10 protein-coding genes are annotated in these 12790 nt (G+C 65.1%); 4 read left to right on the plus strand and 6 right to left on the minus strand.

Annotation, left to right across the window (positions count from 1 at the left end):
* The first annotated feature begins 1 nt into the window (after position 1).
* Positions 2-1348 carry a homogentisate 1,2-dioxygenase gene (gene hmgA, locus A7X65_RS31640; protein WP_063692737.1) on the plus strand — a complete coding sequence of 449 codons (1347 nt, stop codon included), beginning with the start codon at positions 2-4 and terminating at the stop codon, positions 1346-1348.
* Between the two features lie 175 nt (positions 1349-1523).
* Entirely contained in the window at positions 1524-2798 is a 1275-nt protein-coding gene (fahA, locus tag A7X65_RS31645) for a fumarylacetoacetase (RefSeq protein WP_063692739.1), read from the plus strand.
* A 115-nt stretch (positions 2799-2913) separates the two neighbouring features.
* Here the strand turns inward: fahA and A7X65_RS31650 are convergent, their stop codons facing one another.
* Both A7X65_RS31650 and A7X65_RS31655 read right to left on the minus strand, forming a co-directional pair.
* The gene (locus A7X65_RS31650) at positions 2914-3225 is read right to left on the minus strand and encodes a DUF1272 domain-containing protein (RefSeq protein ID WP_063693822.1); all 312 of its coding nucleotides are present in this window, start codon (positions 3223-3225) and stop codon (positions 2914-2916) included.
* Between the two features lie 73 nt (positions 3226-3298).
* The gene (locus A7X65_RS31655) at positions 3299-3778 is read right to left on the minus strand and encodes an Lrp/AsnC family transcriptional regulator (RefSeq protein WP_063692740.1); all 480 of its coding nucleotides are present in this window, start codon (positions 3776-3778) and stop codon (positions 3299-3301) included.
* A gap of 121 nt (positions 3779-3899) precedes the next feature.
* Between A7X65_RS31655 and hppD the strand changes: the two genes are divergently transcribed.
* Positions 3900-5018 carry a 4-hydroxyphenylpyruvate dioxygenase gene (hppD, locus tag A7X65_RS31660; RefSeq protein WP_063692742.1) on the plus strand — a complete coding sequence of 373 codons (1119 nt, stop codon included), beginning with the start codon at positions 3900-3902 and terminating at the stop codon, positions 5016-5018.
* A 270-nt stretch (positions 5019-5288) separates the two neighbouring features.
* Here the strand turns inward: hppD and A7X65_RS31665 are convergent, their stop codons facing one another.
* From A7X65_RS31665 to A7X65_RS31680, 4 genes are all read right to left on the minus strand, one after another.
* Positions 5289-6395, minus strand: a complete 1107-nt coding sequence (locus A7X65_RS31665) for a CaiB/BaiF CoA transferase family protein (RefSeq protein ID WP_063692744.1) — start codon at positions 6393-6395, stop codon at positions 5289-5291.
* 209 nt (positions 6396-6604) lie between these two features.
* Complete coding sequence (locus A7X65_RS31670; RefSeq protein ID WP_063692746.1) at positions 6605-7405, minus strand: FAD binding domain-containing protein; 801 nt, start codon at positions 7403-7405, stop codon at positions 6605-6607.
* A 15-nt stretch (positions 7406-7420) separates the two neighbouring features.
* Positions 7421-9763, minus strand: coding sequence for a xanthine dehydrogenase family protein molybdopterin-binding subunit (locus A7X65_RS31675; protein ID WP_063692747.1), 2343 nt, complete (start codon positions 9761-9763; stop codon positions 7421-7423).
* A gap of 84 nt (positions 9764-9847) precedes the next feature.
* Positions 9848-10333, minus strand: a complete 486-nt coding sequence (locus tag A7X65_RS31680) for a (2Fe-2S)-binding protein (RefSeq protein WP_063692749.1) — start codon at positions 10331-10333, stop codon at positions 9848-9850.
* A 345-nt stretch (positions 10334-10678) separates the two neighbouring features.
* On the opposite strand from A7X65_RS31680, the gene A7X65_RS31685 reads away from it, so the two are divergent.
* Entirely contained in the window at positions 10679-12718 is a 2040-nt protein-coding gene (locus tag A7X65_RS31685) for a methyl-accepting chemotaxis protein (protein WP_063692751.1), read from the plus strand.
* Positions 12719-12790: the final 72 nt, after the last annotated feature.

Here is a 12790-nt window from a genome sequence, read left to right on the forward strand (position 1 = left end):
CATGAACATCAACACCTCGCCTGATCAGATCATCCGCAGCTCGGCGCAGGTGACGCCGGGCTACATGTCCGGCTTCGGCAACAGTTTCGAGACCGAGGCGCTGCCGGGCGCACTGCCGATCGGGCGCAACTCGCCGCAGCGCTGCGCTTACGGGCTCTATGCCGAGCAGCTCTCGGGTTCGCCCTTCACCGCGCCGCGCGGCACCAATGAGCGCTCCTGGCTCTACCGCATCCGCCCCTCCGTGAAGCATTCCGGCCGCTTCGAGAAGGTCGATGCCGGGCTCTGGCGCTCGGCGCCATGCCATGAATACGATCTGCCGATCGCGCAGCTGCGCTGGGATCCGACGCCGCTGCCGAAGGGGGACGTGACCTTCGTCGAGGGCGTGCAGACCATGACGACGGCCGGTGACGTGAACACGCAGGCCGGCATGGCCGCGCATGTCTACCTCATCACCAAGTCGATGGTGGACCAGCACTTCTACAATGCCGACGGCGAGCTGATGTTCGTGCTGCAGCAGGGCAATCTTCGCCTCGTCACCGAATTCGGCCGCATCGATGCCGAGCCGGGCGAGATCGTGGTGATCCCGCGCGGCGTCAAGTTCCGCGTCGAGATTCCGAACGGGCCGGCGCGCGGCTATCTCTGCGAGAATTACGGCGGCGCCTTCACGCTGCCGGAGCGCGGCCCGATCGGGGCCAATTGCCTCGCCAATGCGCGCGACTTCCTGACCCCGGTCGCGAATTACGAGGACAAGGACACGCCGACCGAGCTGTTCGTGAAGTGGGGCGGCTCGCTGTTCAAGACGACCTTGCCGCATTCGCCGATCGACGTGGTCGCCTGGCACGGCAATTACGCGCCGTACAAGTACGACTTGCGCACGTTCTCGCCGGTCGGCGCGATTGGCTTCGACCATCCCGATCCCTCGATCTTCACGGTGCTGACCTCGCCGTCGGAGACCGCGGGCACCGCGAATATCGACTTCGTCATCTTCCCCGAGCGGTGGATGGTTGCCGACAACACCTTCCGTCCGCCCTGGTACCACATGAACATCATGAGCGAGTTCATGGGCCTGATCTACGGCGTCTACGATGCGAAGCCGCAGGGCTTCGTGCCCGGCGGCATCTCGCTGCACAATTGCATGCTGCCGCACGGCCCCGACCGCGACGCCTTCGAGCACGCCAGCAATGGCGAGCTGAAGCCGGTGAAGCTCACGGGCACGATGGCCTTCATGTTCGAGACCCGCTACCCGCAACGCGTCACCGCGCATGCCGCGAATGCGTCGACGCTGCAGGACGATTACGCGGATTGCTGGAAGGGCCTCGAGAAGCGGTTCGATCCGAGCAAGCCGTAGCTTTCTTCCCCTCTCCCCTTGTGGGAGAGGGTGGCTCGCCGCGCAGCGGCGGGACGGGTGAGGGGTCTCTCTCCGCGGCCTCTCTTCAATTGAGTTCGCCGATAGAGACCCCTCATCCGGCGCTTCGCGCCACCTTCTCCCACAAGGGGAGAAGGAATAAGGAATCGAGCCAGAAGTGACAATCCACCCCAACGACCCCAGCCTCCGCTCCTTCATCGAGGTCGACGCCGCCTCCGACTTCCCGATCCAGAACCTGCCCTATGGCGTGTTCTCGACCACGGCCAACCCGACGCCGCGGGTCGGTGTCGCCATCGGCAGTTACGTGCTCGATCTCTGGGAGCTCGAACAGGACTCGCGTCTCGATGTCGGTCCGCTCGGCGTATTGTCGGGACCTTCGCTCAATCCCTTCATGGCGCTGGGGCCGAAAGTCTGGACGAAGACGCGGGCGCGCATCAGCGAGCTGCTGCGGCACGACCATCCGGAGCTCCGCGACAACGAGGAGCTGCGCAAGCAGGCGCTGGTGCCGATGCGGGATGCGCGGCTGCATCTGCCCTTCGCGGTCTCCGGCTACACCGATTTCTACTCGTCGAAAGAGCACGCCACCAATGTCGGCGCGATGTTCCGCGGCAAGGACAACGCGCTGCAGCCGAACTGGCTGCATATGCCGATCGCCTATAACGGCCGCGCCTCCACCGTCGTGGTGTCAGGCGCCAGGGTGAAGCGCCCGCGCGGACAGCTCAAGCCGCCGAATGTCGAGGTGCCGAGTTTTGGTCCCTGCAAGCGGCTCGATTTCGAGCTGGAGATGGGCGTCGTGATCGGCCAGCCGTCGCCGATGGGCGGCATGCTGAGCGAGCAACAGGCGGAGGAGATGATCTTCGGCTTCGTCCTGCTCAACGACTGGAGCGCGCGCGACATCCAGCAATGGGAGTATGTGCCGCTCGGCCCGTTCCTCGCAAAAGCGTTCGCGACCTCGATCAGCCCGTGGGTGGTGACGCGCGAGGCGCTGGAGCCGTTCCGCCTGAAAGGACCCGAGCAGGAGCCGGTGCCGTTGGATTATCTCAGGCAGGGCAAGCCGCAGAACTACGATGTCGAGCTCGACGTCTCCTTGCGAGCCGCCGGCGCCAACGCGCCCGCCGGCATCAGCCGCACCAATTTCAAATACATGTACTGGTCCTCGGTGCAGCAGCTGATGCACCACGCTTCCTCGGGCTGCGCCATGAATGTCGGCGATCTCCTTGGAAGCGGCACGATCTCCGGCCCCGAGAAGAACCAGCGCGGCAGCCTGCTCGAGATCAGCTGGAACGGCGCCGAGCCGGTCGAGCTTCCCGGCGGCGTCAAGCGCTCGTTCCTGGAGGACGGCGACAGCCTCGTGATGCGCGGCTGGTGCCAGGGCAAGGGCTATCGCGTCGGGTTCGGCGAGGTCGAGGGGACGATTTTGGCGGCGGAGTAGCCGCACGCTCGGGTGCCGTAGGGTGGGCAACGCGAAGCGTGCCCACCATTCGTTGCGAGAAAGGACGTGGGCACGGCGCTAACGCGCCTTTGCCCACCCTACAAAACTACGAAACCTATCGCTTCTCCGGCGGCACATCGCGCACCCGCGCGCAATGCGCCGCGACATCCTCCACGCTGTACTTCAAATGCACCCGCTTGTCCGACGGCGCCTGCTTCGTCGTGCACACGCCGGCCCGCCATTCCTGTGTCGGCCTGATCGGGCGCGGGGCAAAGCCGCCGCCGCAGTTCGGGCAGACGTTGGAGAGTTTGGTCTCGACGCAATCCGCACAGAACGTGCACTCGTAGGAGCAGATCCGCGCATCCGTCGCGTCGGGCGGCAGGTCGCGGTCGCAATATTCGCAGTTCGGTCGAAGCTGGAGGGCCATGGCGGTATCTCCGAAGACTGCCTGGATCATCGCAGATCGCGGGGCGAGCGCGAATGCCGTAGTTCCCTCGATTTCAGCCGGGCTTGATCTCCTTGAGCGGCAGCCGCGAGCTTTCCTTCAGCCGGTCCAGCACGATGGAGGAGCGCACATGCGCCACGCTCTGATGCGGCATCAGCACGTCGTTGACGAGGTTCGACAGGCCCTTGAGATCGCGCAGCACGGCCTTGAGCACATAGTCGGCGTCGCCCGTCAGCGAATAGGCCTCCTGGATTTCGTCGATCCGGTTCACCAGCGCGCGGAAGCGCTTCGAATTGTCCGGCGAGTGGGTCGCCAGGCCCACCTGGATGAAGGCGATCACCCCGAAGCCGAGCGCTTCGCTGGAGAGATCGGCGTGATAGCCCGCGATCACCTTCTCCTCTTCCAGCCGCATCCGCCGGCGCGAGCATTGCGAGGCCGACAGGCCCGCGAGGTCGGCCAGCTCCTGGTTGGTGAGGCGGCCGTCGTCCTGCAGCGCGCCGAGGATCTTGAGGTCGAAGGCATCCACCGAAATCATGCGTGATTTGTCCATCTCATGCACATATCGTGTATATCGTAGCCAAAACGCGGCCCGTTTGCACGCTCTTTGCGCGTCCTATGAAGGATAGTTCCTTCCAGCAGCAAACTGGGAGAACACCATGGGTCCGTTTCCGCACGATGCACCGCCGGCCACCATCACCGCCGACAATCCGATGGGCACCGACGGGTTCGAGTTCGTCGAATACGCCCATCCCAATCCGCAAGAACTGCACGCGCTGTTCAAGCTGATGGGCTATGCGCCCGTCGCGCGCCACAAGAGCAAGAAGATCACGGTCTACCGGCAGGGCGACATCAACTATCTCGTCAACGAGGAGCCCGGCACCCACGGCTACGAGTTCGTCGCCGCCCACGGTCCCTGCGCGCCGTCGATGGCGTTCCGCGTCGTCGATGCCAAAGCGGCCTACGACCGCGCAATCGCGCTCGGTGCTGAGCCTGCGGATGCATCATCGGCGCAGAAGACGCTCGATGTGCCCGCGATCAAGGGCATCGGCGGCAGCCTGCTCTATTTCGTCGATCGCTACGGCGCCAAGGGCTCGGCCTACGATGCCGAGTTCGAATGGCTGGGCGCACGCGATCCGCGGCCGGTCGGCGCCGGCCTGTTCTATCTCGACCATCTCACCCACAACGTCCATCGCGGCCGCATGGATGTCTGGACAGGCTTCTACGAAAAGCTGTTCAACTTCCGCCAGATCCGTTTCTTCGACATCGAGGGCCGCGCCTCCGGCCTGTTCTCGCGCGCGCTGACGAGCCCCGACGGCAAGATCCGGATTCCGATCAACGAGGACGCCGGCGATTCCGGTCAGATCGAGGAGTATCTGAAGGTCTATCGCGGCGAGGGCATCCAGCACATCGCCTGCGGCTGCCGCGAGATCCACGGCACCATCGAAGGCCTGCGCGAGGCCGGTCTGCCGTTCATGCCGCCGCCGCCCGACACCTATTTCGAGAAGGTCGATTCGCGGCTGCCCAAGCACGGCGAGGACGTCGCGCGCCTGCAACGGAACGGCATCCTGATCGACGGCGAGGGCGTGGTCGACGGCGGCCAGACCAAGGTGCTGCTGCAGATCTTCTCGGCCAACGCGATCGGCCCGATCTTCTTCGAGTTCATCCAGCGCAAGGGCGACGACGGCTTTGGCGAGGGCAATTTCAAGGCCCTGTTCGAATCGATCGAGGAAGACCAGATCCGGCGCGGGGTGCTGAAGGTGGATACGGCGGCGTAAGCCGCCAGGCACACTGCCGTAGGGTGGGCAAAGCGAAGCGTGCCCACCACCTTCATCGAATCGCGGGGAGAACGTGGGCACGGCGCTATGCGCCTTTGCCCACCCTACGCGATCTCCATCCCCGTCGTCGTCCCGGCGAAGGCCGGGACCCATACCGCGTGATCTATCGGTCGTGATAGGCGGGAGTACCGAATGCCGAGTCTTAGCCAAACCACTCCCTGTGGTTATGGGTCCCGGCCTTCGCCGGGACGACAGCGGAGTTTGGAGTGTCTACCTCTTCCACGCGGCGGTCACGGCGCCGATCTCGGCGCCTTCGGGCTCGCGCACCGCTGATGGTGTCCGCGAAAAACGCGGCGCCGGCGCGGGCTGCTTGACGCCGTGGCGCTCGAGGAAGACGTTGCGGGCGACCATGTGCGGATGTTGCGTGGCCTCCGACATGGTCAGCACCGGCGCGAAGCAGATGTCGGTGCCTTCCATGATCTTGCACCAGTCCTCGCGCGTCTTGCTCTTGAACACGGCCTTCAGCTTCTCCTTCAGTGCCGGCCAGGCCTTGGGATTCATCTGCGCGTCGAAATCGGCGTCGGTCAGCCCTGCGTGCTCGCGCAGCAGCTTGTAGAACTGCGGCTCGATCGAGCCGATCGAGACGAAATGGCCGCAGGCGCATTCATAGACGCCGTAGAAATGCGCGCCGCCGTCGAGGAAATTGCGGTCGCGGCCTTCGGTCCAGCGGCCGAGCGTGGTCATGTCGAAGAAGAACGACATCAGCGACGCGGCGCCGTCGCACATCGCGGCATCGACAACCTGTCCCTTGCCGGACTTCTGCGCCTCAAGCAGCGCTGCGAGCACGCCGACCACGAGATAGAGCGCGCCGCCGCCGAAATCGCCGACCAGATTGAGCGGCGGCACCGGCGCTTCCTTCGTGCCGATCGCGGCGAGCGCACCGGTGATGGAGATGTAGTTGATGTCGTGGCCGGCGGCGTTGGCGAGCGGGCCTTCCTGGCCCCAGCCGGTCATGCGGCCGTAGACGAGCTTCGGGTTGCGCGCGAGCACGACGTCAGGGCCGAGCCCGAGCCGCTCCATCACGCCGGGACGAAAGCCTTCGACCAGCGCGTCGGCGTTGGCGAGCAGGTCGAGCACCTCCGCGATCGCCGCCTTGTCCTTGAGATCCAGCTCGATGACCTTGCGGCCGCGGCCCGCCACCGACTTCATGCTCTTCTTCGCGCCGACACGGTCGAGCGTGACGACGTCGGCGCCCATGTCGGCCAGCATCATGCAGGCGAACGGGCCAGGCCCGATGCCGGCGAATTCGACGATGCGGAAGCCCGAGAGCGGACCGGAGGTGCGAACGGACGAGGTGGGGGCTGATTTGTCGAGCACGTTGTTGTTTCCTCTGGTCGCGGGCAAGTGCCGGTGATCCGGCAAACGCCTCTGACCTTGCTCTTGGGGGCGAGTTAATTGGCTGATTAACTTTTCTCGCCTTCCCGCCAACGAGGCAAGCGGTTTTCATGCCGCATGGGCAAAATAAAACGGCGCGCACCGAGGTGCGCGCCGCGGAAAATTTGTGTCGAGGCGCTGGAGCGGAAGAGTCAGCCCGCTGCAGCCACCGCGCGCTGCGCCATCACCTTGACGAGGTTCGCGCGATAGTCCGCCGTGCCGTGAATGTCGGCCAGCAGCCCGCTCGCGGGAATGTTGACGCTGTCGATCGCCGACGGCGACCAGTTCGCCTTCAGTGCGGCTTCGATGGCGCCGACCCGCATCACGCCGCTCTGCGACGCCCCGGTTGCAGCGACGCGGATCTCGCCGGACTTCGTCTGCGCGACGAACACGGCGGTGAGCGCGAAGCGCGAGGCGGGGTGCCGCATCTTGGCATAGCCCGCCTTTGCCGGAACCGGGAACGAGACGGCGGTGATGATCTCACCGTCTTCCAGCGCCGTCGTGAACAGGCCTTTGAAGAAATCGCCGGCCGCGATCGATCGCTTGTTGGTCTTCACGGTGGCGTCGAGCGCGAGCAGCGCGGCGGGATAGTCCGCGGCGGGATCGTTGTTGGCGATCGAGCCGCCGATCGTGCCGCGATAGCGCACGGCAGGATCGCCGATCAGCGACGCCAGATAGGCGAGCGCGGGAATCGCCTTCTTGGCGGCGTCACTGGTTGCGACGTCGTAGTGAGTCGTCGCAGCCTTGATCGTCAGCGTGTCGCCGGAAGCCTCGACGCCGATCATGTCCTTGATCTTGGCGAGGTCGATGACATCGGAGGGACTGGCGAGCCGCTGCTTCATCACCGGAAGCAGCGTCTGGCCGCCGGCGAGGAACTTTGCTTCGCTGCTCTTGCCGAACAGGCTGGCGGCCTCGTCGACCGAGGAGGCGCGATGATAGGTGGTCTGGTACATCTTCGTTCCTCCCTCTTAAGCCGCGTTGATCGTGCGCCACACCCGGTCCGGGGTTGCGGGCATTTCCAGATTGTTCTTGCCGATCGCATCCGTGATCGCGTTGATCACGGCCGCGGAGGCGCCGATCGCGCCGGCCTCACCGCAACCCTTGATGCCCAGGGGATTTCCCGGGCACAGCGTCGTGGTGTGGGAGAGGTTGAAGGAGGGCACATCGTCGGCGCGCGGCATGGCGTAGTCCATGAACGAGGCCGTGACCGGCTGGCCGTTGGCATCGTAGATCGCATGCTCGAGCAGTGCCTGCCCGATGCCTTGAACGAGGCCGCCATGGACCTGGCCCTCGACGATCATCGGGTTGATCAGCCGGCCGAAATCGTCAGCCGCGACGAAGTTGACGAAGGAGGTCTTGCCCGTGCCGGGATCGACCTCGAGCTCGCAGATATAGGTGCCGGCCGGGAAGGTGAAGTTGGTGGGGTCGTAGAAGGCGCTTTCCTTCAGGCCCGGCTCCATCCCGTCAGGCAGATTGTGCGCGGTGTAGGCCGCGAGCGCGACCATCGGGAAGGCGATCGCCTTGTCGGTGCCCGTCACCTTGAACTCGCCGTTCTCGATGACGATGTCGGCCTCCGAGGCTTCCAGCGCATGCGCGGCGATCTTCTTGGCCTTGGATTCCATCTTCTCCATGGCCTTCAGGATCGCAGTGAGACCAACGGCCGCGGAGCGCGAGCCGTAGGTGCCCATGCCGAACTGCACCTTGTCGGTGTCGCCATGGACGATCGAGACCTGGCTGATGGGAACGCCCAGGCGATCGGCGACGAGCTGGCAGAACGTCGTCTCGTGACCCTGGCCGTGGCTGTGCGAGCCCGTCAGGATCTCGATGGTGCCGACCGGGTTGACGCGTACCTCTGCCGACTCCCACAAGCCGACGCCGGCGCCGAGGCTGCCGACCGCCTTCGACGGCGCGATGCCGCAGGCCTCAATGTAGCAGGAGACGCCGATGCCGCGCAGCTTGCCTTGCGATTTCGCCTGCGCCTTGCGGTTCGCAAAGCCGGCATAGTCGATCGCCTTCATCGCGGCGTCGAGCGAGGCGTTAAAGTCGCCGGTGTCATAGGCCATGATCACCGGCGTCTGGTGCGGGAACTGGGTGATGAAGTTGGTCCGGCGCAGCGCGGCCGGATCGACCTTGAGCTGGCGCGCCGCCGTCTCCATCAGCCGCTCGATCAGATAGCTCGCCTCGGGGCGGCCCGCGCCGCGATAGGCGTCGACCGGCGTCGTGTTGGTGTAGACGCCGATCACCTCGGCATGGATCGCCGGGATGTTGTACTGGCCCGACAGCAGCGTCGCGTAGAGATAGGTCGGCACCGATGACGAGAACAGCGACATGTAGGCGCCGAAATTGGCGTAGGTCTTCACCTTCAGGCCGATGATCTTGTTGTTGGCGTCGAACGCCATCTCGGCATGGGTGACATGGTCGCGGCCATGCGCGTCGGTGAGGAAGGCCTCGGTGCGGTCGCCGGTCCATTTCACGGGACGACCGACCTTCTTGGAAGCCCACAGCGCCACCATCTCCTCGGGATAGATGAAGATCTTGGAGCCGAAGCCGCCGCCGACGTCGGGGGCGATCACGCGCAGCTTGTGCTCGGGCGCGATGTTGTAGAACGCCGACAGCACCAGGCGAGCGACGTGCGGGTTCTGTGACGTCGTATAAAGAGTGAAATGCTCTTCGGCTGCGTCATAGTCGGCGATCGCCGCGCGCGGCTCCATCGCGTTGGGGGCGAGGCGGTTGTTGGTGACGTCGAGCTTCACCACGTTGGCGGCCTTCGAGAAGGCGGCGCTCACCGCGCCGTCGTCGCCGATCACCCAGTCATAGACCTGGTTGCCGGGAGCCTCGGGGTGGAGCTGCGGCGCGCCGGCCTTGATGGCCGATTGCATGTCGGCGACGGCCGGAAGCTCTTCATAGTCCACGACCACGGCTTCGGCCGCGTCACGCGCCAGATTCTTGCTGTCGGCGATCACGACCGCGACGGCCTGGCCGACGAAGCGCACCGTTTCCGGCGCCATTGCCGGCCATGCGCCCATCTTCATCGGACTGCCGTCCTTGGAGGTGATGGCCCAGCCGCAGATGAGATTGCCGACCTTGTCGTCGACCAGCTGCTGTCCCGTGAGCACCGCGACCACGCCCGGCATCTTCAGCGCGGCGGACGAATCGATCTTCTTGACCTTGGCGTGCGCGTGCGGGCTGCGGATGAAATGAGCATGGGTCATGCCCGTCAATTTGATATCGTCGACGTAGCGGCCCTTGCCGGTAATGAAACGCTTGTCTTCCTTGCGCACGACGCGCGCGCCGATGCCTTCAACACCCATGTCTGGTCCTCCCGACCGGAAATTTCTTTGACCGCGCTGTCCATCGACGGCTGCGGCGGTGGTTGTTCTTTCGAGGCGAGCCGCTTACTCGGCCGCCTGCGAGACCTTCATGCGTCCGGCTGCATCCAGCACGGCCTTGACGATGTTGTGGTAGCCGGTGCAGCGGCAGATATTGCCTTCGAGCTCATGACGGACCGTGGTCTCGTCGAGCTGGCCACCATGTCGCTGCACGATGTCGATCGCCGACATGATCATGCCCGGGGTGCAATAGCCGCACTGCAGGCCGTGATTGTCGCGGAAGGCGGCCTGCATCGGGTGCAGCTCGTCGCCCTTGGCAATGCCCTCGATGGTGGTGACGTTGGCGCCGTCGGCCTGGCCGGCCAGCATGGTGCAGGATTTCACCGCCTTGCCGTCCATGTGGACGACGCAGGCGCCGCACTGGCTGGTGTCGCAGCCGACATGGGTTCCGGTGAGGTTGAGGTGATCGCGCAGCAGATGGACCAGCAGAGTGCGGTCCTCGACGTCGACAGCAACGGCCTTGCCGTTCACTGTCAGTTTGACTGTAGACACGGTGTCGTCCTCCCGGGATGATTTTGATTGTTTCTAATTAGAGACAGCGACCCGGAACTTTGCAACTAGGATTTTGGACGCCCGCGTCATGGAAAAGTCATTGATTCAGATGGCCTGCGGTTGATTTGCCGCTGCGGCGGCCGAGCCGGACGGGGAGCGGTCGGGCCGCCGTGGGATGCCAGCCATCATCGGTCTTGCGGATCGGCCGTTGGCCGAGCCCACCCCAGCATGGTCGGCCGTGCCAAATTTACCGCCCCTTATCGAATCTGCCTTAGTTTTGCGCATCCAGATCAGGGGGCGGGGCGCCTCCGGATCGCGGCTGAAGAGAATAAATGGGGGTTGGGAATGTCCGGGCGTGTCACGTCGCCGTCGAAGCGTAATCTGATTCCGACCCTCCGGTTCCGTGCAAAGATCATCCTGGGCTTCGCCGCGGTGCTGGTGATCTCCGCCGGCAGCATGGCTTTCGCCTATTTCGGCTTCGAGCGGGTCTCGGCAGGGGTCGGGTCCTACCGCACCAGCGTCACCGAGGCCGACCTCGCGCGCAACATCGACCGCGAGCTGCTCGCCTACCGTTCGGCCGTCAAATATTTCGTCACCACCGGCAAGGAAGATGACGCCAAGGCGGCGCTCGACGCCGAGGCCAGCCTGAAGAGCGCCATCGACCAGGCCGTCAAGAGCGCCAAGAAGCCGGCGCGGCAGGAGGGCCTTAACAAGCTCGCCAAGGAGTTCTCCAACTTCTCCGCGACCTTCGCAAAGGTTCTCCAGGCCAAGCGTGACAGCGCCCTGCTGGTGCAGAACCAGCTGACGCGCCAGGCCAATCTGCTGAAATACAAGCTCGACGACATCGGCAACAACGCCTCCGATTCCGAGGCGCAGTCGATCGAGTTCGGTACCAAGCAGGTCAACGCCCAGTTCCAGACGGCGAGCGCCGCGGCCACCAATTTCGTACTGACGTCCGACCAGTCGATCGCCACCAGCGCGCTGGCGCGGCTGAAATTCGTCGAGAACTCGCTCGGCGCGGTCTATTCCATGGACGAAAAGATCGTCGCCGGCCTGAAGGACGCCAAGACCATTCTGACCGCCTATCGCGAAGCGCTGGAGAAGCTGATCGCCAACGCCAAGCTGGTGGATGAGCTCGTCACGGAGATGAGCGGTTCGGCAGGAGCCATCCTCCAGGGCGCGACCACCATGAAGGCGGATCTCGTCGCCGAGCAGCAGCGGCTGGATTTGGAATCCGAAGCGACCATCGGCAAGACCGAGCAATTGGTGCTGATGCTGGCCGTCGGCGGCACGCTGCTGGGTGCGGTTCTCGCCTTCCTGCTCGGCACCGGCATCTCGCGTCCGATGATCGCGATGTGCAAGGCGATGCGCGAGCTGGCTTCGGGCAATTTCGACGTCGTGCTGCCCGGCCTCGGCCGCAAGGACGAGATCGGCGAGATGGCCGGCGCCGTCGAGGAGTTCAAGGTTCAGGCGGTGGCCAAGGCCGAGCGCGATGCCGCCGCGAGCGAGGCCCAGAACCGGGAGCAGGCCGCAGGCCGCCGCGCCGAGCTGATCCGCTTTGCCGACGATTTCGAGAGCGCGGTCGGCGCCATCGTCTCCAACGTCTCATCCTCCGCCGTGCAGCTCGAATCGGCGGCGTCCACGCTGACCCGTACCGCCGAGACCACGCAGAGCCTGTCGAGCCAGGTTGCCGGCGTCTCCGAGCAGGCGTCCTCCAACATGCAGTCGGTCGCGACCGCCACCGAAGAGCTCTCGGCCTCGGTCGAGGAGATCGGCCGCCAGGTGCGCGATTCCAGCCGCATCGCCGAAGCCGCCGTGGGACAGGCCAAGGAGACCGACGGCCGCATCGGAAAACTCTCGCATGCCGCCCAGCAGATCGGCGAGGTGGTCAAGCTGATCACGGCGATCGCCGAGCAGACCAATTTGCTGGCGCTCAACGCCACCATCGAGGCGGCCCGCGCCGGCGAAGCCGGCCGCGGCTTTGCGGTGGTTGCGAGCGAAGTGAAGTCGCTGGCGAGCCAGACCGCGAAGGCGACGGACGAGATTTCCTCGCACATCGCGGGCATGCAGGGCGCCACCGCCGAATCGGTTGCCGCGATCAAGGAGATCGGCGCGACCATCGGCCAGATCTCGTCGATCTCGACCTCGATCGCGAGCGCTGTCGAGCAGCAGGGCGCGGCAACCCAGGAGATCGCGCGCAGCGTCCAGACCGTGGCGCAGGGTACCCAGACCGCGGCCACCGACATCGGCCAGGTCAACCGCGGCGCCGCCGAGACCGGCTCGGCCTCGGAAGAGGTGCTGAATTCGGCGAAGTCGCTGTCGTCCGAAAGCACCCGCCTGCGCGCCGAGCTCGATCGCTTCATGGCGAACATCCGCGCGGCGTAGCAGACTGGCTCTTGCTCCAATCTCCGCCGTCGTCCCGGCCTTCGCCGGGACGACGGCGGAGATTGATGCTCG

It is taken from the genome of Bradyrhizobium stylosanthis (assembly GCF_001641335.1).
In the GTDB taxonomy this organism is placed as follows: domain Bacteria; phylum Pseudomonadota; class Alphaproteobacteria; order Rhizobiales; family Xanthobacteraceae; genus Bradyrhizobium; species Bradyrhizobium stylosanthis.

Bases quoted from the DNA above. Each gene is read 5' to 3' on its own strand.
- hmgA (WP_063692737.1), top strand. From the start codon at position 2: ATGAACATCAACACCTCGCCTGATCAGATCATCCGCAGCTCGGCGCAG.
- A7X65_RS31650 (WP_063693822.1), bottom strand. From the start codon at position 3,225: ATGGCCCTCCAGCTTCGACCGAACTGCGAATATTGCGACCGCGACCTG.
- A7X65_RS31655 (WP_063692740.1), bottom strand. From the start codon at position 3,778: ATGATTTCGGTGGATGCCTTCGACCTCAAGATCCTCGGCGCGCTGCAG.
- hppD (WP_063692742.1), top strand. From the start codon at position 3,900: ATGGGTCCGTTTCCGCACGATGCACCGCCGGCCACCATCACCGCCGAC.
- A7X65_RS31670 (WP_063692746.1), bottom strand. From the start codon at position 7,405: ATGTACCAGACCACCTATCATCGCGCCTCCTCGGTCGACGAGGCCGCC.
- A7X65_RS31675 (WP_063692747.1), bottom strand. From the start codon at position 9,763: ATGGGTGTTGAAGGCATCGGCGCGCGCGTCGTGCGCAAGGAAGACAAG.
- A7X65_RS31685 (WP_063692751.1), top strand. From the start codon at position 10,679: ATGTCCGGGCGTGTCACGTCGCCGTCGAAGCGTAATCTGATTCCGACC.